The sequence below is a fragment of the Roseovarius sp. CH_XMU1461 genome (genome assembly GCF_037027165.1).
GTDB classification, from domain to species: Bacteria; Pseudomonadota; Alphaproteobacteria; order Rhodobacterales; family Rhodobacteraceae; genus Roseovarius; species Roseovarius nubinhibens.
The window spans coordinates 437,368-460,120 of record NZ_JAYMDV010000001.1 but is presented as its reverse complement, the minus strand read 5'-3'; the positions used below and the strand labels follow the sequence as shown (position 1 = coordinate 460,120).

At 64.9% G+C, this 22,753-nt stretch carries 20 protein-coding genes; 7 read left to right on the top strand and 13 right to left on the bottom strand.

The features are described from left to right. Positions 1-1,071 carry a FecCD family ABC transporter permease gene (locus tag WA237_RS02225; RefSeq protein ID WP_336096514.1) on the top strand — a complete coding sequence of 357 codons (1,071 nt, stop codon included), beginning with the start codon at positions 1-3 and terminating at the stop codon, positions 1,069-1,071. Next, positions 1,068-1,859, top strand: a complete 792-nt coding sequence (locus tag WA237_RS02220; RefSeq protein ID WP_336096513.1) for a heme ABC transporter ATP-binding protein — start codon at positions 1,068-1,070, stop codon at positions 1,857-1,859. Before WA237_RS02225 ends, WA237_RS02220 begins: the two co-directional genes overlap by 4 nt. Before the next feature lie 2 nt (positions 1,860-1,861). Here WA237_RS02220 and WA237_RS02215 read toward each other — a convergent pair whose 3' ends face one another. The 6 genes from WA237_RS02215 to ectA form a co-directional block, all read right to left on the bottom strand. Beyond that, positions 1,862-2,767: a LysR substrate-binding domain-containing protein gene (locus WA237_RS02215; RefSeq protein WP_009812866.1), complete on the bottom strand. Its 906-nt coding sequence runs from the start codon at positions 2,765-2,767 to the stop codon at positions 1,862-1,864. 122 nt (positions 2,768-2,889) lie between these two features. Continuing rightward, positions 2,890-4,347: an aspartate kinase gene (locus WA237_RS02210; protein WP_336096512.1), complete on the bottom strand. Its 1,458-nt coding sequence runs from the start codon at positions 4,345-4,347 to the stop codon at positions 2,890-2,892. Between the two features lie 9 nt (positions 4,348-4,356). Further along, positions 4,357-5,295 carry an ectoine hydroxylase gene (gene thpD / locus WA237_RS02205; protein WP_336096511.1) on the bottom strand — a complete coding sequence of 313 codons (939 nt, stop codon included), beginning with the start codon at positions 5,293-5,295 and terminating at the stop codon, positions 4,357-4,359. A gap of 56 nt (positions 5,296-5,351) precedes the next feature. After that, positions 5,352-5,759, bottom strand: coding sequence for an ectoine synthase (locus WA237_RS02200; RefSeq protein ID WP_009812863.1), 408 nt, complete (start codon positions 5,757-5,759; stop codon positions 5,352-5,354). Between the two features lie 5 nt (positions 5,760-5,764). After that, the gene (ectB, locus tag WA237_RS02195; protein ID WP_040617841.1) at positions 5,765-7,057 is read right to left on the bottom strand and encodes a diaminobutyrate--2-oxoglutarate transaminase; all 1,293 of its coding nucleotides are present in this window, start codon (positions 7,055-7,057) and stop codon (positions 5,765-5,767) included. A 35-nt stretch (positions 7,058-7,092) separates the two neighbouring features. After that, positions 7,093-7,638, bottom strand: a complete 546-nt coding sequence (gene ectA, locus WA237_RS02190; RefSeq protein ID WP_009812861.1) for a diaminobutyrate acetyltransferase — start codon at positions 7,636-7,638, stop codon at positions 7,093-7,095. Positions 7,639-7,870: 232 nt separating this feature from the next. On the opposite strand from ectA, the gene WA237_RS02185 reads away from it, so the two are divergent. Beyond that, positions 7,871-8,371, top strand: coding sequence for a MarR family winged helix-turn-helix transcriptional regulator (locus tag WA237_RS02185; RefSeq protein WP_009812860.1), 501 nt, complete (start codon positions 7,871-7,873; stop codon positions 8,369-8,371). Positions 8,372-8,442: 71 nt separating this feature from the next. Here WA237_RS02185 and WA237_RS02180 read toward each other — a convergent pair whose 3' ends face one another. Further along, entirely contained in the window at positions 8,443-8,739 is a 297-nt protein-coding gene (locus WA237_RS02180) for a hypothetical protein (RefSeq protein ID WP_336096510.1), read from the bottom strand. 183 nt (positions 8,740-8,922) lie between these two features. Here WA237_RS02180 and WA237_RS02175 point away from each other — a divergent pair, with 183 nt between their 5' ends. Both WA237_RS02175 and WA237_RS02170 read left to right on the top strand, forming a co-directional pair. Beyond that, a complete protein-coding gene (locus WA237_RS02175; RefSeq protein ID WP_336096509.1) occupies positions 8,923-9,645 on the top strand; it encodes a response regulator in 723 nt (240 codons plus the stop codon). After that, positions 9,642-11,012, top strand: a complete 1,371-nt coding sequence (locus WA237_RS02170; RefSeq protein WP_336096508.1) for an ATP-binding protein — start codon at positions 9,642-9,644, stop codon at positions 11,010-11,012. Before WA237_RS02175 ends, WA237_RS02170 begins: the two co-directional genes overlap by 4 nt. Before the next feature lie 45 nt (positions 11,013-11,057). Here WA237_RS02170 and WA237_RS02165 read toward each other — a convergent pair whose 3' ends face one another. The 3 genes from WA237_RS02165 to WA237_RS02155 form a co-directional block, all read right to left on the bottom strand. Continuing rightward, positions 11,058-11,753 carry a copper resistance protein B gene (locus WA237_RS02165; protein ID WP_336096507.1) on the bottom strand — a complete coding sequence of 232 codons (696 nt, stop codon included), beginning with the start codon at positions 11,751-11,753 and terminating at the stop codon, positions 11,058-11,060. Positions 11,754-11,794: 41 nt separating this feature from the next. After that, the gene (locus WA237_RS02160) at positions 11,795-13,792 is read right to left on the bottom strand and encodes a copper resistance system multicopper oxidase (RefSeq protein WP_336096506.1); all 1,998 of its coding nucleotides are present in this window, start codon (positions 13,790-13,792) and stop codon (positions 11,795-11,797) included. 142 nt (positions 13,793-13,934) lie between these two features. Next, on the bottom strand, positions 13,935-14,294 hold the full coding sequence (locus WA237_RS02155; protein WP_336096505.1) for a hypothetical protein: 360 nt from the start codon (positions 14,292-14,294) through the stop codon (positions 13,935-13,937). Positions 14,295-14,494: 200 nt separating this feature from the next. On the opposite strand from WA237_RS02155, the gene WA237_RS02150 reads away from it, so the two are divergent. After that, entirely contained in the window at positions 14,495-15,010 is a 516-nt protein-coding gene (locus tag WA237_RS02150; RefSeq protein ID WP_216015861.1) for a cupredoxin domain-containing protein, read from the top strand. Between the two features lie 61 nt (positions 15,011-15,071). Here WA237_RS02150 and WA237_RS02145 read toward each other — a convergent pair whose 3' ends face one another. Beyond that, entirely contained in the window at positions 15,072-19,439 is a 4,368-nt protein-coding gene (locus WA237_RS02145) for a peptidoglycan-binding domain-containing protein (RefSeq protein WP_336096504.1), read from the bottom strand. Here WA237_RS02145 and WA237_RS02140 point away from each other — a divergent pair. Then, positions 19,428-19,691 (top strand): hypothetical protein, encoded by a 264-nt coding sequence (locus WA237_RS02140; protein WP_336096503.1) that lies wholly within the window; start codon positions 19,428-19,430, stop codon positions 19,689-19,691. The two genes, WA237_RS02145 and WA237_RS02140, sit on opposite strands and share 12 nt — an antisense overlap. 123 nt (positions 19,692-19,814) lie before the next feature. On the opposite strand, the gene WA237_RS02135 is transcribed toward WA237_RS02140, so the two are convergent. Together WA237_RS02135 and WA237_RS02130 are read right to left on the bottom strand one after the other, a co-directional pair. Beyond that, on the bottom strand, positions 19,815-20,642 hold the full coding sequence (locus WA237_RS02135; protein WP_336096502.1) for an alpha/beta hydrolase: 828 nt from the start codon (positions 20,640-20,642) through the stop codon (positions 19,815-19,817). Positions 20,643-20,667: 25 nt separating this feature from the next. Then, positions 20,668-22,629 carry a 3-hydroxyacyl-CoA dehydrogenase NAD-binding domain-containing protein gene (locus WA237_RS02130; protein WP_336096501.1) on the bottom strand — a complete coding sequence of 654 codons (1,962 nt, stop codon included), beginning with the start codon at positions 22,627-22,629 and terminating at the stop codon, positions 20,668-20,670. Positions 22,630-22,753: the final 124 nt, after the last annotated feature.

The window sequence follows — 22,753 nt, the reverse complement described above, 5'->3', positions numbered from 1 at the left end:
ATGGTGGCGGCCACGGAAAATGGCATGATCCTCAACGGGTTGCGCCAATCACGGGCGCGCAGGGCGCATCTGTGGCTGGGGTTGTTGCTGCTCGGGTCCTGCCTTGCGAGCCTTGCCATCGGGGCCTCGGGCACGTCGCTCTGGCAGGGGGTCTGGCGGGCGCTGAGCGGCGCCGAGATCAGCCAGATGGAGCGGGTGATCTTGTGGGATATTCGTGCGCCGCGCACCGGTCTGGGCCTCTTGGTCGGGGCGGCGCTGGCGGTGTCGGGCACGGTGATGCAGGGGCTGTTTCGCAATCCGCTGGCCGATCCGGGCATCGTCGGCGTGAGCAGCGGCGCGGCCTTTGGGGCGGTGAGTGCCATCGTTTTGGGGGGGCTGCTTCCCGTCGGTATTGCGACGGTATTCGGTCAGTACCTTGTACCGGTCGCGGCCTGCCTCGGGAGCTGGGCGGCGGTGAGCCTTCTTTACGTGGTGGCGACCCGGGGCGGGCAGACCTCGGTGGCGACGATGCTCTTGGCCGGGATCGCGCTCGGGGCGCTGGCGGCGGCGGGGATGGGGCTTCTCATCTATATGGCCGATGACCAGCAGCTGCGCGACATCACCTTCTGGCAGCTCGGGTCGCTCGGCGGTGCGAGCTGGGCCAAGCTCGGGGCGGTGGCGCCGCTGTTGATCCTGTCGGTGGCCGGTGCGCTCGGCCTCGGGCGGGCGCTCAACGCGCTGAGCCTTGGCGAGGCGACGGCGCTGCATCTCGGCATTCCGGTGCAGCGGATCAAGCGGCTGGCGGTGCTGACGGTGGCGGTGGCCACGGGCGCGGCGGTGGCGATGACCGGGGTGATCGGGTTCATCGGAATCGTGGTGCCGCATCTGCTGCGGCTGGCGACGGGGCCGGATCACGGGCCGCTCTTGATCAATGCGGCGCTTCTGGGCGCGGCGCTGCTCTTGTGGGCGGATGTGATCGCGCGGGTGGTGATCGGCCCGGCGGAATTGCCCATCGGGATCGTGACGGCGCTGATTGGCGCGCCGGTCTTCCTCTGGATCTTGCTGCGCAGTCGCGGGGTGATGGGGCTATGAGTGTCGAGGCGCGGCAGATTGATGTCGAGATCGGCGGGCGGCCTCTGCTGCGGGCGGTGGGTCTCACGGCGCGGGCAGGTGAGGTCACTGCGATTGTCGGGCCGAATGGGTCGGGCAAGACGACGCTGATGCGGGTGCTGACCGGCGAGCTCAGGCCCGATGCGGGGCAGGTGCATCTTGGCGGCGAGCCGGTGGGGCCGGAGCATGCGGCGCGGATGGCGATGCGGCGCGGGGTGTTGCCGCAGGCCTCGCATCTGGCCTTTCCCTTCACGGTGGATGAGGTGGTGCGCATCGGGTTGATGTCGGGGCTGTCGGCCGGTGATCCGGGGCTTGGGGCGCGGGCGCTGGCGGCGGTGGGGCTCTCGGGCTTTGGCGCGCGGCGCTATCAGGCGCTGTCGGGCGGCGAACAGCAGCGGGTGCAATTGGCGCGGGTGCTCTGTCAGGTCTGGCAGCCGGTGCGGGCGGGGGCGGCCAATTGGCTCTTCCTTGATGAGCCGGTGGCGAGCCTCGATATCGGTCATCAGCTCAGCATCATGCAGGTGGCGCGGGACTATGCCGATGGCGGTGGCGGGGTGATCACGGTGATGCATGATCTCAACCTCACGGCGATGTTCGCGGATCGCGTGCTGTTGCTGGCGCGGGGCGAGGTGCGGGCCGAGGGGACGCCGGGCGAGGTGCTCTGTGATGAGGTGCTGAGCGCGGCCTATGGCTGTCGGCTCAGGCTCAACACGCCGCCGGTGGGCGCGGTGCCCTATCTCTTGCCGCAGGCGGCGGGGGCCGGGGGGTAAATCTAGGGCTGGGCCTCGGTGGCGCGGGAGACTTCGCGCAGGAGCCAATCGGCGAGGGCGGTGGCGGCGCTGTCGGGGGTGGCGGTGGTGCGGGTCACGAGGAAATAGCCGTCGGTTTTCATCGTGCCGGGGCCGAAGGCCTGGACCAGCCCGCCCGCCCGCAATGTCGCGCCGCCGAGAAACCAGTCGGACATGGCAAAGCCCGCGCCGCGCCGGGCAAAGGCCATGGCGTCGTGATGCGAGCCTGCGTAGATGTCGCGGGAGGGGCGGAATTGTTCGAGCCCGCGATGGGCGAACCAATGCGCCCAAGTCTCGCCATTGTCCTCATGGATGATCGTCGATTTGCGCAGGATTGCGGGATCGAGCGGCAGCCCGCCACGGGCCAGTTCGGGGGCGCAGACGGGGAAGATCTCGGTCTGCATGAAGGGGGTCACGCGGAAGCCCGGAAAGACATGGGCGGAGAAGACGATGGCCATGTCCACATCGGCGGGCAGCAGGGTCATGGCGCGGTCGGAATAGCTCAACCGGAGGGTGAGGTTGGGGTAGAGGTCGAGAAACTCGGCCAGTTTCGGGTTGAGCCATTCCACCATGAGCGAGACCGGCACCGCCAGCGACACCTGACCGGCGTAGCGATCGGCGGTGAGCGAGAGCGCAGTGGCGGAGATTTCGTCGAAGCCGGATTGAATGGATTGCAAGAGCCGTTCGCCCGCGGCGTTCAGTTCGATCCGCCGCCCGCGCCGGTCAAAGAGCGCGATGCCCAGGGCGGTTTCGAGGGCGCGGACCTGATGGCTCACCGCGCTTTGGGTGACGTTGAGCTCTGCGGCGGCGCGGCCCATATGTTCGTGACGGGCGGCCGCCTCGAAGGTTTGCAGCGCGTTGAGCGAGACCCATTTGCGGCCGATTTTCATGGGGGGTGCGCCCTGTGAGATGAGATGGATGCGCCTATTTGGGCATTTCTACGCCTCTATCTCAAGCCCTTCTCATCAGGGCTGGCGTGGATGACCGCGCCCGGGGAGGCGCGGCCAGAGGATCAGGCGGCGTGCGAGAGCTCTTGGGGTGCGCTCTGGGCCCGAGGTTTTTCGATCAGCGCGCCATGGAGGGCGCGAATGGCGGGCTCCATATCGTCGCGGTCGAGGATGAATTGCACATCGACATTGCGCGGACCTTGGGTGGCACCGATGGCCTCGAGCCCGGCGGCGGCGATGGCCTGCAGCCCGCGGGTCAGCACCGAGAGGCCCGAGAGATCGCGGCCCACGGCGGCGACCAGCGACAGGCGGCGGGTGGTGATTTCGGCGGCAGGGTAGAGCGTTGCCAGATCCTTTTCCACGCGGCGCAGCGTTTTCAGCGAGCCGTCGAGATAATGGGTGATCGTGTTGGCGTTCGAGACCTTGGAGACGATGCGCACATTGTGCCGCGCCAGCACGTCGAGAATGGCCGCGTCATAGCCTTTGACGCCGACCATATCCTGTTCGAAGACCTCAAGGCTCACGATGTCGAGCCCGGTGACGATTTCGACGGCGGCGCTGTCGGCGGGCAGGTCGTCGATGAGCGTGCCGGGGTCGTCCGGTTCAAAGGCGTTGGTCACGCGCAGCGGCACGCCGGCCTGACGCAGGGTCTTGGCGGCCTTGGGGTGGATCGCCTCCATCCCGAGGTTGGAGAGCTGATCGGCGACGTCGTGATTGGTGCGGCCAAGCTTGCGCACGGCGTCAGGGCCGACGAGGTTGGGATCGCAGGAGGAGAGGTGGAACTCCTTGTGGATGATCGCCTCGCGCGCCTGTGTCAGGGCGGCGAGCCGCGAGAATGTGACCTCGGAATAGCCCCGGTCATATTCGCCCATCAGGCCTTCGGCGCATTGCGCATAGCCGGTGACGATGGGCATTTCGCTCGCCGGATCGATGCCGGCAAAGGCGTCGCGGATGCGTTCGTCGAGCGAGGCATTGCCTTCGTCGCGCCAGCCCGAGAGATCGACAAACCGCGCGTTCACCCCGGCGCGTTGCAGCAAAAGGGTGGTGGTGAAGGCGGAATGCGCCTCGCCCAGACCGGAGAGCAGTTCGCGGGTCTGGCCCATATGCTGATCGAGGCGGAAATGGCCATAGGCGCAGAGCCGTTGCAGGTCGATCAGGCAGCCGCGGGCGCCGTGGATGCGTTCGTCGACGAAACGGTCGGCCTCGAGTAGATCGGCCTTGTGGTCGAGAATGGCGGCATGGGCCTCTTTCATAGCGTCCGCCACGCGGTCGAGCTGATCATGCCAGCGATGCGCGGTGTCGTCATTGGCGAAGGAGGCATAGACCCCCGGCTCGCCCGATTTCTTGTGTTCGAGCAGCAGGTTGGTGATGCCGCCAAAGGCCGAGACCACGAAGACGCGGTTGTAGAGATCGGTGGGTTTGCGGGTGCCGATGAGCAGCGTGTCGCGCAGTTCGCGGAGGCGGGACATGGAGGTCCCGCCGATTTTCTCGACCGTGTGGGTCTGTCGTGTCGTGTCGGTCATCTGTCTGTCCTATGTGAGCGGCGCGTCCTCGATCCGCAGCGCCGCGATCTCGGACCGGGTGCCGAGATATTCGGGGCGCGGGTCATCCGCCGCGAAAGGGTCGCGGGGCTGGTTCGAGAGGGCGTTGAAGACGAAGAAGGCGTTGGAGCGCGGGAAGGGCGTGATATTGCCGTTCGAGCCGTGGATCGTGTTGCAATCAAAGAAGATCACGGTCCCGGCCTTGCCCGCGGCGTAATCGATGCCGAATTTCTTCGCCATCCAGTCCAGCGCCTCGGGGGAGGGCGTGCCGATTTCTTGTTTCTTGAGAGAGGTTTCGTGGTTGTTCTCGGGCGTTTCGCCTTGGCAGCCGACGTAATGCATCTGCGAGCCGGGCATCAGCATGAGGGGCCCGTTGAGCGCGTCATTGTCGGTGAGCAGGACCGAGGCCGAGAGGGCGCGCATCCGGGGCAGCCCGTCCTCGGCGTGCCAGGTCTCGAAATCCGAGTGCCAGTAGAATTCCTTGCCGGTGAAACCCGGTTTGTAATTGAGCCGCGACTGATGCAGGTAGACCTCGTCGTTGAGGATGCGGCGGGCGATGCCCGCGACCCGTTCTGAGCGCGACAGCCGGTCAAAGAGATCGTGATGGGTCTCGAGCTGAAACAGCGTGCGCAGATCGCCCGAGCCCGGTTCGCGGATCGCATTGGGGCCGAGCCGTTCGGGGGCCGAATTGCGCAGATCCTGCGCGGCGTCGAGCAGTGCGGAAACTTCGTCATCGGCAAAGAGGTCGTGTTTGACCAGATAGCCGTCCCGCTCGTAGCGGTCGAGATCGTCGCGGGTCAGGTGATCGGTGGGGGTCTTGTCGCCCCAGATCACCGGATCGACGCGGTCGCGCCAGACCTCGCCCGTGGCGAGCCGGGTCGGGTACAGGTCCGCATTGGCGTCACTCTTGATGTCACTTACTTTGTTCATGTTGCGTCTCCTTTCCTGTGATCCGTCCCGGTGTCCGTGGTGGCGCGCGCCCTTTATCAGGCGTCTTCTGTCAGCTCGTCGGGGGCGGCGTAGGAGCCGTCCTCGCGGTGCACCTCATTGCCGGTGACCGGCGGGTTGAAGCAGCAGGCCATGACCAGCTCTTCTTCGGCGCGCAGAACGTGGCGGTCATGTTTGTCGAGCGCATACATGACGCCCGGCGTGATCTCGTGGGTTTCGCCGGTGGCCAGATCGGTGATCGAGCCCTTGCCCTTCATGCAATAGACGCTCTCGAAATGGTTCTTGTATTCGAACGTGTGCTCCGAGCCTTCCTCGAGAAAGGTGATGTGGAAGGAAAAGCCCATGTTGTCGTCGGCCAGCAGCATGCGGACCGAGCTCCATTTCGCGTCGGTGACCACACGGTCGGGTTCCGAGGCGACGATCTTGTTGAAATCTCTGACGATCATGTCTGTTACTCCGCTGCGATTTTATTGGGTGCGGCGAGGGCCTCTTGGGTGGCCTCGCGCAGGATGTCGAACCCTTTGCGGAAGGTTTCCGCAGGGGTGGTGAGGGGGGCGAGCACCTTGATCACTTCGTCCTCGCTGCCCGAGGTTTCGATGACCAGGCCCTTGTCATAGGCGCGCGCACAGATGTCGCCCGCCAGATCGCCCGAACCCACATCGACGCCCTGCATCATGCCACGGCCCTTGAGGCGGGCGTCGGGGATGAGGGCGGCAATGTCGGCCAGCGCATCATGGACCAGCGTTTCCTTCTCGGCCAGAGCGCGGGCAAAGCTGTCGTCGGCCCAGAATTTCTCGATCGCGACGCGGGCGGTGACAAAGGCGTGGGTGTTGCCCCGGAAGGTGCCATTATGTTCGGCCGGGCCGAAGATGTCGTATTCCGGGCGGACCAGCACCATGGCCATCGGCAGGCCAAAGCCCGAGACGGATTTTGCCATGGTGACGATGTCGGGGGTGACGCCCATGTTCTCGAAGGAGAAGAAGCCGCCGCAGCGGCCACAGCCGGCCTGAATGTCGTCGATGATCAGGAGCGCGCCGTGATCCTTGGCGAGCTTGGCGATGCGGCGCAGCCAGTCGGGGCTCGCGGCATTGAGGCCGCCTTCGCCCTGCACGGTTTCGAGCAGGATCGCCGCCGGGGCGTCAACGCCGCCGGAGCTGTCGTTGAGCATCGCCTCGACGAAATCGGCGGTATCGGTGTCGCCGGGGAAGAACCCGTCGAAGGGCATGCGCGTGACGCCCTTGAGCTCGGTCCCCGCGCCGCCGCGGTGATAGGCGTTGCCGGTGGCCGCGAGCGCGCCCAGCGTCACCCCGTGAAAGCCGTTGGTGAAGGCGATGATATTGTCGCGGCCAGTGACCTTGCGGGCGATTTTCATCGCCGCTTCGACGGCATTGGCGCCGGTGGGGCCGGTGAACATCACCCGGTGGTCCATGTCGCGCGGTTCGAGAATGTGACGCTCGAACGCTTCGAGAAACCCGGCCTTGGTGTTGGTGTGCAGGTCGAGACCATGGGCGATGCCGTCGCCCGCGATATGGTCGATCAGGGCCGATTTCATATCCGGGTCGTTATGGCCGTAGTTGAGAGACGAGCAGCCTGCCAGAAAGTCGATCCAGCTGTTGCCCTCGGCATCGGTCAGATGCGAGCCGCTGGCGCTGGCGAAGGTGGCGGGCATGCCACGGCAGTAGGAGCGGGCTTCGCTCTCGCGGCGTTCAAAAATAGTCGTGTTGTCGGTCATGTCCTTAGGCATGAGACGTCCTTTCAATCTGAGATGTGGGGGGGTGATCAGGCGGCGCGGGCCAATTGGCTGCGCGGCAGCGTGATCGTCACCATATGTTCGGTGTCGTGATGCCCGTCGAAATGCGCCTCGCGTTCGAAATGAGGCGCATCGCTCAGCGTGCCGCCGAGCTGTCGGGCAAAGCTGCGAAACAGGGCCCAGGAGGCCGCGTTGTCGCGGGTGATGGTGGTCTTAAGAGCGGTCGCGCCGTCGCAGGCGTCACGTTCGAGCAGTTCGAACAGCATCTTGCGGCCAAGGCCCATGCCGCGGGCGCGGGGGCTGACGGCGACCTGCCAGACAAAGAGCGCGTCTTGGTCGGGGATCATATGGCCGGAGACCCAGCCGAGGATGTCGCCATCGACTTCGGCCAGCACGCAGGTGTCGCGAAAGTGGTCGGCCTGCACCAGGTTGCAATACATCGAGTTCTCATCGAGCGGTTTGCAGTCCTGGATCAGTGCCCAGATATCGGCCCCGTCCGTCGCATCAGGTTTGCGCAGGCGGGGCGCAGGCGTTCGGGCCTTGCTGTCGGTCTTGCTTTCAGTGTCGTTCGGCATCGGTCGTACCTCTCTTATTTTTTGATAAGCTAAGTAGATGAGTCCCCCATATATTTCAACAGTCGAAGCAAAGAATTCGTAGAACTGTCATGTTTTGCGGAGAAATCGCCCGGAATGCGGGTGGTTTTAGGGGGATTTCTAAGGGTTTCGCTTGCCTTCTCTTTACGGAAACTTAGTTAGGCAAAGTTAATGGATTGTTGATGGAGAGGGGGTTTTCGTGCATTTATGGTCTATGGATACGAGACCCAGAGACCGGCTTGACGAGAGCCTCATCGCCTTGCGGCGCATTTTGCGCGCGACCGAGCTCTATGCGCGCGATCTGGCGCGGGGCGTGGGGCTTACCCCGGCGCAGCTGCGGGTGTTGCAGATCGTCGACAAGGCCGACAGCGTGACGCCCAAGGCGCTGGCGGGGCAGATGGGGGTCAGCCAGGCCACCGTAACCGCGCTGGTGGACAAGCTGGTGGCGCAGGGGTTGGTGCGGCGGCTGCCCTCCGAGACCGACCGGCGGCAGACCAATGTGGTGGTGACCGCGCAGGGGCACGGGCGGCTGCGCGATGCGCCCGATCCGTTGCAGCAGCGCTATGTCCGGGCCTTTGGGCAATTGGCCGATTGGGAGCAGGCGCAGCTTGTGGCGTCGCTCGAGCGGGTGGCGGATATGCTCGATGCGCAGGATATCGATGCCTCGCCAGTGCTCACCGCGGGCGAGCTGCATGGCGGGCGGCAGAGCGAGTAAGTCAGGAATACTGGACGGCAAAACGGGCGGCCCTGCGAAGAGCCGCCCGCGTGTTTGCCTGTAGGTCGCGTTTAGCGATCGTTGCCGGCCTCAGGGAGAAAGCGGCCCGGTTCGGAGCTGCTGCGCGGCAGGGGCCGGTCTTGCGACATGGCGGCGTGGTGCTGGTCGAACTCGGTCGGGCTTATACTGCCGTCTTGGTTCAGGTCGAGCGTGGCAAAGCCGTTGCCGGACATCACCGTGGCATGGCCCGCGCCATTGGCGTCGGGTTTCATGTGATGGCCGGTGATATAGCCGGTGTTGGCCAGGGCCGCGCTGCCGGCGGTGAGGGCGGCGATCAGGGTCAGGCCTGTTGTCAGGTTGCGTTTCATGTTGGTCTCCTTCTGCTCGTGTTGCTGATAGGTCCAATATGTCGGTGCCGCGCGGCACGGCAATCGGCGGCGGGGCTGGGTTTGTATCGCTTTGTCGCGGGGCGCTATCGCTGCGAAGATCGGTTACATATTTCCTTCTCAGAGTTGATACATCCCGTTACGAAATCGGATAGTTTGCCCGCTATGACCAAGATCCCACATATCCTTGTCGTTGATGACAGTGCTGACATTCGCAACGCCGTGGCGCGCTATCTCGAGAAGAACGGGATGCGGGCGACGCGGGCCGAGGGCGCGGCGGCGATGGACCGCGAGCTTGCCAAGGGGCGGTTCGATCTGGTGGTGCTCGATGTGATGATGCCGGGCGAGGATGGGCTGTCGGTCTGTCGCAGGCTGACGGCGGAGGGCGTGGTGCCGGTGATCCTCTTGACCGCGCTCAGCGAAGAGATGGACCGGATCGTGGGCCTCGAGCTGGGGGCGGATGATTACCTGGCCAAGCCGTTCAACCCGCGTGAATTGCTGGCGCGGATCAAGGCGATCTTGCGCCGCACGGCGCGCGAGGAGGTGCATGGGGGGACCTTTGGCGGGCGGCGGCTGCGGTTCGGGCATCTGGTGCTCGACACCGATCGGCGCAAGCTCTGGGATGGGCGCGAGGAGAGCGAGGCGCTGACCACGGCGGAGTTCAAGCTCTTGACCGTGCTGCTCGAGAGGCCGCGTCTGGTGCTCAGCCGCGAGCAGCTGCTTGACCTCACCTCGGGGCGGACGCCGGGGCTGTTTGACCGGACCATCGACAATCAGATCAGCCGCTTGCGGCGCAAGGTCGAGCGTGACCCGATGCGGCCGCAGCTCATCACCACGGTGCGCGGCGGCGGCTATTGTCTCGCGGCGGATGTGGAGCCGCTGCCGTGACGGGGCGGGTGTTCGACAGTCTGCGCGGGCAGATCGTTCTGCTGACGCTGGGCGCGCTGACGCTGGCGCAGGCGGTGAGCCTGTGGCTCTTTGTCGATGAGCGGAGCCTTGCGGTGCGGGCGGCGCTTGGGGCCGAGGCGGCGGGGCGGGCGGCCAATGTGGCGCATCTGCTGGACGAGGCGCCAGAGGCGTTGCGGGGCGCGATCCTGCGGGCGGCGGATTCGCCTTTGGTGCGCTTTGCCATCGATGCGACGCCGGCGGTGGATCATCTTGACCACGGCGATGAGGGCGGCGTCGAGGCGCGGATGCGGCATATCCTTGGGCAGGGGGATGCGCGGGAAATCCGCATCGAGCTGCACGAGGCGCATGGGGATTTGCTGCCGCTGGCCAGCGCCGGGGAGGAGCCGCGCGAGGGCGGGCTCACCCGGCTTGAGCTGACGCTGTCGCTGGCGCTGGCGGATGGGCAATGGCTCAACGTGGATACGCGGTTCAACCGGCCGCCGCTGCAATGGCCGGTGGTCTCGACGCTCAGTTTCGGGATCAGCGCGGCGCTGTTGCTGGTGGCGCTGTTTTGGTTCCTGCTCAGCCGTCTCACCGGCCCCTTGCGCGAGGTGGCGGCGGCGAGCGAGCGGTTTGGGCGGGGCGAGGCCGAGCCTGATCTGCCCCTGAAGGGACCGCGCGAGCTGCGCCATCTCACGGCGCGGTTCAACGACATGAAGACGCGGATCAGCCGCCATATCGAGGATCGCACGCGGGTTCTGGCGGCGCTCGGGCATGATTTGCGCTCGCCGCTGACGGCGCTGCGGGTGCAGGCGGAGATGGTCGAGGAAGAGGATTTGCGCGCGGGCATGATCTCTTCGGTCGAAGAGATGCAGGCGATGGTCGAAACCACGCTCGCCTATGCGCGGGGGATGAGCGAGGCGGAGCCGCGAGAAGACGTGTCCGGGCGGGATTTTCTCGCGCAGCTGCGGCAGGACATGCTCGGCGGGTTCGAGATCGGCCCCGGCGAAGATTACCGGATCAGCCTGCGGCCCCGGGCGATGCGCCGGGCCTTGCGCAACGTGATCGAGAACGCCCAGCGCTATGCGGGCGGGGTGCCACGGGTGACGCTTTGTGGGACGGCGCGGGAGCATCGCATTCTCATCGAGGATGAGGGGCCGGGCCTGCCTGAGGCCGAGCTGGAGCGGGTGTTTGACCCGTTCTATCGGCTGGAGGGATCGCGGTCGCGCGAGACGGGGGGGACGGGGCTTGGCCTGTCGATCGCGCGGACCATCCTGCGGGCGCATGGCGGCGATGTCTATCTTGAAAACCGGCCGGGCGGCGGGCTCTGCGCGGTGCTGGTGCTGCCGGAGGTGGCCAAGGGGTAGGCCCCCCGACGGCGTGCCGCCGGGGAGCCCATTTCGCGCGAGAGATCAGAACATCAGGCGGGTGCCGAAGACGAGGGAAAACTCGTCCGTTTCCTCGCCCGCGGCGCGCAGCATGTCGCCGGTGTCGCCAAAGCTTTTCTCATAGCTGAAGCCCACATAGGGGGCGACGGCGCGGTCGATCAGATCATAGCTCAGCCGTGCGCCGATCTCGACCGTGGCGCCGCCCGCGCCTTGGTTGCGGGCCGCGTCATCCTTGAGCGGCATGGTGACCTCGAGGCTCGGCACGAGGATGAGCCGGTTGGTCAAGAGCCCCTCATATTCCACTTCGACCTGCATATAGGGTTGATCGGAGAGGTAGAGCCCGGCGTCGATTTCGAACCATTGCGGGGCCAAGCCGCGCGCGCCCAGCACCGCGTTGTAGCGGTCGGGTTCGCCGTTGGGGGTGCTGGCGTGAACGCCGGCCACCCCGTCGAAGAAGGGCGAGATCGGGAATTGATAGAGAAGCTGGTTGTCGAGCCCCTCGTAGTCGGCCGAGCTCAGCCCCATTTCGCCTTCGGAGCGCCAGACGAATTTGCCCTCGTCGCGGCCGACGAAGAGGTCGAAATCCCAGGCGAACCCGTCCTCGCCGTCGCGTTCGCGATATTCGAACTGTTCCGCCTGAAAGCCCCAGAGGAGCGGTTCTGCGAGGGCCGGGGCCGCCAGAAGCGGCAGGGCCAGAAGCGGTGCGATAAGTTTTTTCATGTGAGATATCCTTTCACGTGCTGTGCCGGTCATCCGGGGGGTCATTGGACGATGACCTTGCGGAACATGCCCGCTTCGGCGTGGTAGGAGAGGTGACAATGGAAGGCCCATTGACCGGCCGCGTCGACCTCGGTTTCGGTATAGACCGTGGTGCCGGGGGCGATGCTGACGGTGTGTTTGATCGGGTCCCATTTGCCTTTGCCCGTGTCGAGGATGGTCCACATCCCATGCAGGTGCATCGGGTGCGACATCATCGTTTCATTGACGAATTTGAACCGCACCCGTTCGCCGAGCTTGAGGCGGATCGGCTCGGAATCCTTGAGCTTCTTGTCGTTGATCGACCAGATGTAGCGTTCCATGTTGCCGGTCAGCCGCAGTTCGATCGTGCGGGTCGGGGCGCGATCGCGGTAGAGCGGACGGCTGGCGCGGAGGTCCTTGTAGGAGAGGAATTTGCCGCCGTTATAGGCCACCGGTTTGAGACCGCTGCCGGGGGCGTAGAACTCGCCGGGTTCGGCGGGCTGCATCATGTGACCCATGCCGCCCATGTCCATTTTGCTGTGGTCCATGCCAGCCATGTTCATGTTGCCATGATCCATCGTGCCTTTGGCCTTGGTGCCGTGGCCCATGGCGGCGTGATCCATCGTGCCCTTGGCTTTGGTGCCGTGGCCCATGGCCGCGTGGTCCATGGTGCCCGCCGATTTGGTGTCCTTCTGCATGGTGCCGTGGCCCATTTTGGAATGGTCCATTTCCTTGGCGGCGGGGGGCGTTTCGGTCATTTTGGAATGGTCCATCTTGGAGTGGTCCATTTTGGAATGATCCATCGCGGGCGCGGCGGGTTCAGCTGGTTCGGCAGCCATCTGATGCTGGCTGTGATCCATCTCTTCCTCCATTGGCATTTGATGCTGGCTGTGGTCCATGGTGCCTTGCGACGAGACATGGCCCATGCCGCTCATATTCATGTCACCATGCATGCCGCCCATCATGCCGCCCATGTCGGCCATGGTCAGCAGCGGTTTGCGGCGCAGGCGCGGCACCGGGCCTGCGAGGCCGAGCTTGGGCGTCAGCGTGCCGCGCACGAGGGCGGTGCGGCCCATGGATTCGGCGACGATGCTATAGGGTTTGTTGCCGCGCGGCTGCACGATCACGTCATAGGTTTCGGCCACCGCGACGCGCAGCTCGTCCACGGCCACCGGTTTGACCGGGTTGCCGTCGGCCTGCACCACTAGCATCTTGAGCCCCGGGATGCGGAAGTCGAAATAGGACATGGCGGAAGAGTTGATGATCCGCAGACGGACCTTTTCGCCGGGTTTGAAGAGGCCCGACCAGTTCTGCCGGGTGCTCTGTCCGTTGATCAGCGGCACGAAGCCCTGCACATCCTCGATGTCGGTGGGCATCATGCGCATCCGGCCCCACATGCCGCGTTCCTGCAAGGTGGATTTGAGCCCGTTGGCGCGGCTGTCGCGGACGAGGTCCTGAAAGGTGCGCTGCGAGCGGTTGTAGTAATCGGCGGACATCTTGAGATTGCGGAAGATGCGGTTGCCATTGTGCGGGTGTTTGTCAGTGAGCTGCACGACGTAATCACGCTGGGATTTGATCGGCTCGCCGCCTTTCGGTTCGATCACGATGGCGCCAAAGGCCCCGTCGGGTTCCTGAAAGCCGGTGTGGCTGTGGAACCAATAGGTGCCGGATTGCACGATCGGGAAACGGTAGGTGAAGGTTTCGCCCGGTTTGATGCCGTTGAAGCTGATGCCGGGAACGCCGTCCTGACGGAAGGGCAGGATGAGCCCGTGCCAGTGGATCGAGGTGCTTTCGCGCAGGTTGTTCTTGACCCGGAGGGTGACGGTTTCGCCTTCCTTGAAGCGCAGGATCGTGGGCGTCTGGCTCTTGTTATAGCCGACGCCGGTCTTGGTGAATTCGCCGGTGTTGATGCGGATCTTGTCCACGGTGATGTCATAGGTGCCCGCGAGCGCGCCGAGGCTGCCCGAGAGGGTGAGTGCGGCGGCCAGAAGCGCCGGCTTGAAACGGGATATGGAAATCATCTCCATGCCTTTCATGAGGTATCGAAACGTGCCGCAAAGGGTCTGCGGGACGTGATCTGTCATTGGAAAAGGGGGGCGACGCGGCAGGTCTTGGATCAGACCGAGGGGTCAGAATTTACGACCAAAGGCGTCGCGCAGGAGATCAGAGGCGCGGCGGCGGTGTGACGATCTGGGGGGCGGTGCCGTTGCGGGCCATGAGCGGGATCACAAAGCTGGCGTTGCGCCCAATGCGATGTGTCGTGGGGCCCATGGGTCCGGCGGGCAGCAGGGTGATACAATGGGCCGCGGCAAGGCTGCAGCGGGCTGTATCGGCGTGATCATGGGCACTGCTGCAAGGGATGGCGGCGGCTTCCATGACGTCTTGGGCGTCTTGGGCCATCGCGGCATGGGTCATGTCGGCCGAACCTCCCTGATGCGCCATCGTCATATGCGGCAGGGCCGTGGCCGCCAGCAGGGCCAGCAACAGCACAAAATTCCGCAATGTTGACACGATACGCTTCATTCGGTCCGATCACATAGGAGCCTTGAGCTGGCTCGTGGTGAAACTGCCGCAACCGGGCGGCTAAGGCAAGCTTACAATCCGTTACAATAATGGGCCTGTTCGCCGAGGCGGGCGCGGTTGATCCTGCCGCCGTGACGGTCCTTCTTTTACGGAGGGGCCAAAATCAGGTTTCAGGTACAGGCAAGATGAAAGGAACAGACATGAAGATCGGAACTCTTTTCGGGATCGGCGCGACGCTGGCACTTCTGAGCGGGCAGGCCTTTGCCGGCGCGGGCCATGGTGCGGCCAATGGGATTGGCGAGCCGGGCAAGGCCGAGAATGTCGACCGGGTGATCGAGGTCGAGATGGATGAGATGAAATACAGCCCCAAATCCATTGACGTCAAAGAGGGCGAGACCATCAAATTCGTGGTCAAGAACGTCGGCAAGCTCGTCCATGAGTTCAATCTCGGCACGGATGAGATGTGGGATGCCCACAAGGACGAGATGCGCACCATGTTCCAGAAGGGCATGATGACGATGAAGCGGCTCAACCATGCCAAGATGATGGAACATGGCATGATGCATGACGATCCCAACAGCGTGCTGCTCGAGCCGGGCGAGACGGCGGAGGTGATCTGGACCTTCTCGGAGACCGCCGAGATGGGCTTTGCCTGCAATGTGCCGGGCCATCGCGAAGGCGGCATGGTCGGCAAGATCGCGATGAACCACCACTAAGGCACGGGCCTTTGGCAACGAGGCTTGGCGATGACCGGGGCCGTGGCTCGGGCCTCCGAGATCAGAATTTGATCTCGGGGGCCTGCGCTGCGGCCTCGGCGATTTGCGGAAGCTCACGGATCAGCGAGACATGGACCGTCGTATAGCGCTCTGACGTCCACAGCGTTGCCTCTACGGCGGCTGGCGGCAGCTTGGCATCGGTGCGATCGAGCCCGTCGCGGCTAAAGGCGATGGGCTGGCCCCAGCCGATGGTTTGCCGCGAGAGGCCGCCTTCGAGGCTTCGGGTTTCGGTGACGAAGGGCGACCAGCCGAACCGCTGTTTGAGCGCATCTATCACCGCCGCCGTCACGTCGCCTTCGATGACCTGCCATAGGGTGGCGCGGCTGACCTCACCGTCTGCGAGCGTCACCCGCATGCAGCGCATGCCCGCATGATCGGTGCCGCCGGGCGCGGGCCCCAGAGCGGCAAGACAATCGGCGCCTCCGGCGGTAAGGCTGTCGTCCGAGCTCTTCTGAATTTGACCGAACTCTTGGGTGAGCGCGGTGGTCGCGGCCTCGGCGCTCATACTGCCGGACACGCCGAGGAGGGCAAAGTCGCTGGCGGTTTTCGTATGGTCGCGGGGAATGCCGACATAGACGTCTTCGACAGGATAAGCGCGGCCAGAGAGATCCAAATCAGCCAGTTTCGGAAAGACATTGCGCAGCATGTCGGGCGAGAGCAGCAGCGCGGTGCCGGGGGTGTCGACAAAGTTCTGCACCGCCTCGGCCAGAGTTTGCCGCTGCGATTGAAACGGCAGCTCGGGGATGATCTCGAACTTGAGCTCTGCGGCGGTGGTGATCGCATAGGACATCTGGCCGCTGCCGATGGCGACGGAGAGATCACGCGGGTGGAAGAGATGGGTCGCGGGGCCGGTTTCGCCGCGACGCCGGAGCAGGACCACCGGCGGGTTGCCGGCCACCAAAGTGTCATAGGAGGTCTTGGCCGCGACCTCGCCCAGATCGCGGGCGGGGGGGAAGGCGCTGATTTCCAAGTCGATATCATTGGCGAGTGCGATCAGAAGCCTGCCGATTTCGCTGGTGTTGCCGGTGCCCTGAGCCTGGGAGGGAAGCAGGTTCGTGGCGGCGAGGATCAACACGGCTTCGGGGTTTTGACGCAGCCCGTCGACCAAGAGATGGGCCTGATATTCGTCTTGGGGCTGCGGCCAGTCGATGGCCAGATCGCGCGTCGCCCTTTGGTGAAACGGATGCGCGCCCGGTCCAATGAACACTTCGCTCACCTTGGTGACGCCCTTGTGCCGCAGGAAGATCGCGTTGGCGCCCTCTGGCATCTGCGCCCGCAGATTGGCGAGCACCTCTTCGGGGCTCTGCCCGGGGCCTTTGGGGCTTGGGTCGTCCTCTTTGTTGCCAAGGGTGAACAGAACTTTTTCGGGTTGCAGCAGCAGTGGATTGCTGTCCGGATCGAGCAGTTCGGCGTGCCCGAGGCGGGCGCTCACCATGAGAGAGCTGTTGTATCTATCGGTGACCTGAAGGGGGATCACAAAGGCCCGAATCGGCAGGGTGCGTTGGCCTTGGAGGCGCGCGTCGAGCTGTTGGGCGTCCTCGCGCGCGTAGGGCAGAAAGGACAGCGCGTTCTGGTCGAGCCTTGTGCTGATGGCCTTGGGCTCTAGCTCCAGCGGGCGTTGCAATTCGGGCAGGCCGAGGGCGACCGAGGAGATGGGATAGCCGTGTTTGTCGAAATCGTAATTGCCAAGCCGCGCCGTGCCGACCAGCCAATAGCGGGGCAGGCTGGTGTCGATGGGGATCTCTGCGAGCTTGGCCAGAAGATCTTCGTAGCGGGCGCGTTTGTCATAGATCGAGAGCTCGTTGGGATGCGCCAGGCTGGCCTCGAGAATGGGCGCCGGGTCGATGCCAAAGCGGGCGGCAAGATTGCGCATCAGAATGTAGCGCGGCGGGGTCTCAAGCCGCGAGACCGTGGCGATGCCGCCGTCAGGAGCGGCAAATTCAAACCGTTCGATGACAGGCCCGTTGCGGATTTCGGTCGCCATGGCCATGGTCGGGCGGGCCAGAAGCAGGATGGCTTCGCGATCGCTGGCCAGCCGCAGTTTGACGGCTTTGGTGACTTCGAGCTCGGTGATCAGGTCGAGCTGTGACCGGCCATAGCCGTCTGCGGGAAGGGTCACGCGGTAGCTGTCGGCGGGCGCGGGCAAAAGGGCGAAGACAGGGTAGCGTTGCTGGCTGTTCTCGGCCACCGAGATGAGGTGATCGGGGGGGACACCCAGCGGTGCTGCGAGGTCTGCGTTCCGGCGCTGCATGAGCTGCGAGCGTTGCGCCAGCGGGGTGAGCGCGCCCATCTCTCTCTGGTTGAAGAGGGTGACATGCAATTTGCCCAAGACCCCGTCTGAGCCAAGCTGGCTCGCGTCCAGCGGCAGGGCGCGAACCTCGGTCGGCAGGTCCGCCAGTGCCGCCATGTCATCGGCCTTGTTGGCGTTCCATTGCCGGAGGCTGGCGTCTGTACCTGTCCCGCTGTCAGGGCCGGCGGCCGCGGGGCCGAAGGGCTGGGCCGCGGCGGCAAGGTCGGCCTGCGGGTGGAACTGCAGATTGCGCGGCGGCGTCGTTTCCAGAGTGAGGACCGGGCCGGCCTCGGTCTGGCGCACCGAGAGAGACAGATCGGTTTCAAAGGAGAGCAATGTTTTCACCACGGCCCTTGAGAAAGGTTCCGCCTCTTGCATGGGCATGGGCAGGGCCGAGGGGAAAATCGTCGCCCCGTCAAAGTTCAGCCCGCCCGCGCTTGCGATCCCGAGCTGCGACAACTCGTGGCCGATCTCCATGAAATGCCGCGCGCAATTCGGCTTGAGCGGGAAGGCCGCCTTGGCGAAATCGTAGGTTTGCAGATTGGTTTCGCAATAGACGCGGAGCGGGATGGTACTGTCGAAACTCTCGTCCTTGGGGCGCGCGGCACTGAGGTGGGATTTGATACCGCCGACCAGACGGAATTTGACGAACGGGTCGTTGAAATGGCTGCTTCGGCCACCGTCGCGCAGCAGGTCGTTGAACTCTGCCGGAGAGGGCTCGCGGCCCAGAGCGGTGACGGCGAGCTGATGAAGCTCGGCCTGCGACAGGTTGAGCCCGGGCAAGCGGTCGAGAATCACGTGATCGGGCAAGGTCGAGACATCGACCAATGAGTCGATCCGCGGTTTGAGCGCGGTCCACAGGTTGTTTTTGAGTGGGGCGGGCGATGCGATCTCGAACCGGGTGGCGGGAAGCGCGACGCGGCCTTGTGCCCAGACCACCCCGTCGCGGACCGCGACATCGGTCTCGGGCGCGTCGGTCGGGTTGATCGCATAGACCACATCTTGCAATTCAGGGTCGAGTGACACGCGCAGGCCGGTGACCTCTATGGGGAGCTCATAGTTGTGGACCCCGTAGGGCCAGATCCGGGCGGGGCCGACGGTGGTGTCATAGGCGATATAGACCAGGCGTTGCCCGGGGCCGAAATGCGCGGCGAAATCTGCGGCTGTGCCCGGATCCATCGGCAGTTTCTTTAGATCGGGGCCGGTGATCTGGCCGGATTTGGCGGCGATGGCGTTCACAAAACCGAAATACCCGGTGCGTGGTCCGGCGGCCTCCAGCGGAAAGCTCTGTGTCGCATGGTCATACTGGCCGAGCTTGACCTGAATGATCTCGATGGTCGGGATCGGAAACTCTGACGCGTGCGAGATGAGCTGCGGCACGATCTCCTGCACGAACCGTTGATAGGTGGCCTGACGTTCAAATTCCGTCGCGCCGAGCCAGGCCGAATAGGGCGTTTGCCGATAGCAGCCCGCACCGCAGTCCCCAAGATACCGCGCCTGCATGTCGCCCCCGAGAAAGCGATGGGCATACTCGGTGGCGATCTTTTCGTCGCTCATGATGTCCGGAAAGCTCTTGAGCACGTGCAGATCCACAAAGGCTGCGAGATCAAGCGCGGCGGCAGAGACGTCTCTTCGGTTGAGTTTGACGGTCTGCTGGGACAGCGGCCCGCGTTGGACAGGCCAGCCGGTGAGCACAGCCTCTCCAAAGCGCGCGGGAGAGGGCAGGCGCAGGCCGCTTTGCGGGTCGATGGCGCCGTTGCTGCCGAGAGTGAGGGTGAGCGGAGCCTGGGCCGTCTCTGAGTGGCCCGGAGTGTATTGCTCGGTGCCGTATTGCGTGGTGTGCTGAGTGGTGCCGGATTGGCCAGTGTAGGTTTGACCAGTGTAGGTTTGACCTGTGTAAGTCTCTTGCCGTGGCGCGGTGCTTTTGCGCAGAACGGCGAGGGCGGCAGCGTCGAGCTGACCATCGGAGGGGAGGCCGTGATCGCGCTCAAAGGCGCTGAGGGCGGCGCGGGTGCGGGCGCCGGGGATGCCATCCACAGGCCCCGCGTCATAGCCCAGCCGATTGAGATGCGCCTGCATCTCGAGCACCTCGGCGCGACGGGCGGCCTTGGCCGGGTCGGGCTTTGGCGGTGTTTTCTGCGTCGTCTGTGGTTGCTGATATTGCTGTGTCTGGGGCTGGCGCTGTGGTTGCCGCTGTTGTTGCTGCTGCTGGCGCCTTTGTTGGTTCAGGATCTCGACGCCGAGGCCGATCATGTCCCGTGCGTCGAAGGATTGCGCGGCGCCCGGCACCGGCATCGCGGTCAATGTAAGTATGAAAAAAAACCGTTTTAAATCAATTCGCAGTCCCATTTTTCTCCCCTCCCCATGGAAAGAAAATCCGGGACTTTATAGCACATCACTCGATTCGGATGAATTGGACCAAAGGGTTAGGGGCCGCCCTTGGAAGCGGGTCCTTCAGGTGCTGAGCCAGGCCCGGGTGATCGGGCTGTCGGGGCGGCGCAGGTCTTCGAGCACGGTGAAGTGATTGTGGTCGCCGTCGATCTCGAGGCGGCAGTCGGTGTCGAGCCCGTCCCACATCAGCGTCAAAAGCTGTGACTGCCGGATAAACTCGGGGCGTTCGCCGCCGCCGACCCAGCAGGTCAGGTGCTGGCCGGGGTGCGGGGTCTGGAGGGCGGCGCTTTCGGCGGCGGCCTCGATCGGGTCGAGATGTAGCGTGTCATTCATTGCGGTGTGCATGAGCGGGCGCAGGTCATGCAGGCCGCTGATCGAAGTGACGCCGGTGATGCGGCTCAGAATCTCGCTGGGCAGGGTGCTGTCGCCGCAGATGAGCCGGGTGACGAGATGGCCGCCCGCCGAGTGCCCGGCAAGGCGGATCGGGCCGTCGATCTCGGCAGCGGCACGGGCCACGGCGCGGGCCATTTGGCGGGTCATCTCCGAGATGCGGGCCTCGGGGGCGAGGGTGTAGCTCGGGATGGCGACGGCCCAGCCGTTGGCGCGGGCGCCTTCGGCGAGGTGGCTCCAGTAGGATTTGTCGAGGCGCATCCAGAAGCCGCCGTGGATGAAAATGGCGAGGCCACGGGCCGCACCCTCGGGGCGCAGCAGGTCGAGCCGTTCGCGGGGCGCGTCGCCATAGGCGATGTCGCAGGTCCAGCCTTGGGTGGCGTCGCGATAGGCGGTGGCCTCGGCCTGCCATTGGCCGGGGAGCTTTTCAGAGCCTGCCACATGTCCCATGTTGTTGAAGGCGTCGTCCCAGTCGCGGCTGGGGGTCGGTTGCGTGGTCATGGGGCGTTCCTTCTCGTTGCGCGGGTCAGCTGTTGCGATGGCCGGCCATATACATCGGGCCGCCGCGCCAGCGGGGGAAACCGTAGCCGTTGATCATCACAACGTCGATATCGGATGCGCGTTCCGCGATGTTTTCATTGAGAATTTCCTCGCCCTCGCGCTGCATGCTGGCGAGGATGCGGGAGATGATTTCGTCATCGCTAAAGCTGCGCCGGGTGATGCCTGCGGCGGCGGCGCTTTGGCGGGTGATCTCTTCGACTTCGGGGTCGGGGATGGGGGTCTTGCCATCCTCGTAGAGATACCAGCCGCGGCCGGTTTTGCGGCCGAACCGGCCCGCTTCGCAGAGCGTGTCGGCGATGTCGACATAGCGTTCGCTGGGGTCGCGGGTGGCGGCGCGGCGTTTGCGCATGGCCCAGGAAATGTCGAGCCCGGCGAGGTCCTGCATCTCGAAAATCCCCATGGGAAAGCCGAAATCGCGCATCGCCTGATCGATCTGCGAGGGCGTTGCGCCGTCTTGCAGTATTGCGTCGGTATCGCGTCGGTAAGACGACAGTATGCGATTGCCGATGAATCCGTCGCAAATTCCCGCCGGAACGGTGAGCTTTCGGAGGTGTTTTCCCAGCGCAAATCCGGTGGCCAGCGCTCGGTCGGAGGCGCGGTCGGTGACGATCAGTTCCAGCAGTTTCATCACATGGGCGGGCGAGAAGAAATGCAGCCCGATGACGCGGTCCGGCTGGGCGGTGGCGTGGGCGATTTCGTTGATGTCGAGATAGGAGGTGTTGGAGGCGAGGATGCAGTCGGGGCGCGTGTGGGCGTCGAGCGCGGCAAAGACCGCATGTTTCACATCCATGTCCTCGAAGACCGCCTCGATCACCAGATCGGCACCGGCGAGGGCGGCGTAATCGGTGTCGGTGGCAAGCTGTGACAGGAGCGCGGCATGGCGGTCGGCGTCGATGAGGCCCCGGGCGCGGGCGCCGTCGAGGCTGTCGGTGACGCGGGCGCGGCCTGCCTCGCAGGCGGCCTCGTCGCGTTCGATCAGGGTGACGGGGAGATCGGCCAGAAGGCAGGCGGTGGCGATGCCTGCGCCCATGGTGCCGCCGCCGATCACGCCGATCTGGGTGAGCGGGCCGGGGGCGACGTCTTTGAGCCGAGGCATCTGACCGGCGGCGCGTTCGGCAAAGAAGACATGGCGCAGCGCGGCGCTCTCGGGGTGGGATTTGAGACGCAGAAAGCTGTCGCGTTCGCGGGCGAGGGCGAGATCGGCCGGCTCTTTGAGCGCGGTTTCGATGGCCTCAAGCGCGGCCAAGGGCGCGGCCTGACCGCGGGCGCGGGCGTGCAGACGCTGGCGGCGCTTGTCCCAGTCGGCGGCATCGCGCGGGGCGTGGGGCTGGCGGTGGCGCAGCGGCGTGGGCAGGGGGGCATCGAGCCGGGCGCGCAGAAACTCGAGCGCCGCGTCCTGCAGATCGCCCTCGGCCAGCGCGTCGATGAGCCCGATGTCGAGCGCTTTGGTCGCAGGCACCGGTTTGCCGCCCGAGATCATCTCGAGCGCCTCTTCGGCGGCGATGAGACGCGGCAGGCGGACGGTGCCGCCCGCGCCGGGGATGAGGCCGAGCGTCACCTCGGGCAGGCCGAGCCGGGCGCTTGGGGCGGCGATGCGGTAGTCACAGCCGAGCGCAATCTCGAGCCCGCCGCCCAGAGCCGTGCCATGGATCGCGGCGAGCCAGGGTTTGGTCGCGCCCTCCATACGGTCGATCACATCGGGCAGATGCGGCGGTTTCGGCGGCTGGCCAAATTCGCGGATGTCGGCCCCGGCGATAAAGCTGCGCCCGGCGCAGAGCAGGATGGTGGCGCGGATGGCGGGATTGGCCTCGGTCTCGGCCAGCGCCGCGAGAAGCCCCTCGCGGACGGCGTGATTGACCGCGTTGACCGGCGGGTTGTCGACCGTGGCAATCGCGATGTCATCCAGATGCGTGAGGGTGACGGCCATTTGGGAGCCTTCCGTTTATGTGCCAATTTGGGCGGGTCTCTATGGGATCAGGCTAGGGCCGGGGGGAATATATTTCAAGCCTAAATAATATTAGCTTGAAATAACGACCCGCGCGGCCTAAGCT

Excerpts from the sequence above, each read along its gene's own strand:
- WA237_RS02225 (WP_336096514.1), top strand. The coding sequence starts at position 1 with ATGGTGGCGGCCACGGAAAATGGCATGATCCTCAACGGGTTGCGCCAA.
- WA237_RS02220 (WP_336096513.1), top strand. The coding sequence starts at position 1,068 with ATGAGTGTCGAGGCGCGGCAGATTGATGTCGAGATCGGCGGGCGGCCT.
- WA237_RS02215 (WP_009812866.1), bottom strand. The coding sequence starts at position 2,767 with ATGAAAATCGGCCGCAAATGGGTCTCGCTCAACGCGCTGCAAACCTTC.
- WA237_RS02210 (WP_336096512.1), bottom strand. The coding sequence starts at position 4,347 with ATGACCGACACGACACGACAGACCCACACGGTCGAGAAAATCGGCGGG.
- thpD (WP_336096511.1), bottom strand. The coding sequence starts at position 5,295 with ATGAACAAAGTAAGTGACATCAAGAGTGACGCCAATGCGGACCTGTAC.
- WA237_RS02200 (WP_009812863.1), bottom strand. The coding sequence starts at position 5,759 with ATGATCGTCAGAGATTTCAACAAGATCGTCGCCTCGGAACCCGACCGT.
- ectB (WP_040617841.1), bottom strand. The coding sequence starts at position 7,057 with ATGCCTAAGGACATGACCGACAACACGACTATTTTTGAACGCCGCGAG.
- ectA (WP_009812861.1), bottom strand. The coding sequence starts at position 7,638 with ATGCCGAACGACACTGAAAGCAAGACCGACAGCAAGGCCCGAACGCCT.
- WA237_RS02185 (WP_009812860.1), top strand. The coding sequence starts at position 7,871 with ATGGATACGAGACCCAGAGACCGGCTTGACGAGAGCCTCATCGCCTTG.
- WA237_RS02180 (WP_336096510.1), bottom strand. The coding sequence starts at position 8,739 with ATGAAACGCAACCTGACAACAGGCCTGACCCTGATCGCCGCCCTCACC.
- WA237_RS02175 (WP_336096509.1), top strand. The coding sequence starts at position 8,923 with ATGACCAAGATCCCACATATCCTTGTCGTTGATGACAGTGCTGACATT.
- WA237_RS02165 (WP_336096507.1), bottom strand. The coding sequence starts at position 11,753 with ATGAAAAAACTTATCGCACCGCTTCTGGCCCTGCCGCTTCTGGCGGCC.
- WA237_RS02160 (WP_336096506.1), bottom strand. The coding sequence starts at position 13,792 with ATGATTTCCATATCCCGTTTCAAGCCGGCGCTTCTGGCCGCCGCACTC.
- WA237_RS02155 (WP_336096505.1), bottom strand. The coding sequence starts at position 14,294 with ATGAAGCGTATCGTGTCAACATTGCGGAATTTTGTGCTGTTGCTGGCC.
- WA237_RS02150 (WP_216015861.1), top strand. The coding sequence starts at position 14,495 with ATGAAGATCGGAACTCTTTTCGGGATCGGCGCGACGCTGGCACTTCTG.
- WA237_RS02140 (WP_336096503.1), top strand. The coding sequence starts at position 19,428 with ATGCGCCTGCATCTCGAGCACCTCGGCGCGACGGGCGGCCTTGGCCGG.
- WA237_RS02145 (WP_336096504.1), bottom strand. The coding sequence starts at position 19,439 with ATGCAGGCGCATCTCAATCGGCTGGGCTATGACGCGGGGCCTGTGGAT.
- WA237_RS02135 (WP_336096502.1), bottom strand. The coding sequence starts at position 20,642 with ATGACCACGCAACCGACCCCCAGCCGCGACTGGGACGACGCCTTCAAC.
- WA237_RS02130 (WP_336096501.1), bottom strand. The coding sequence starts at position 22,629 with ATGGCCGTCACCCTCACGCATCTGGATGACATCGCGATTGCCACGGTC.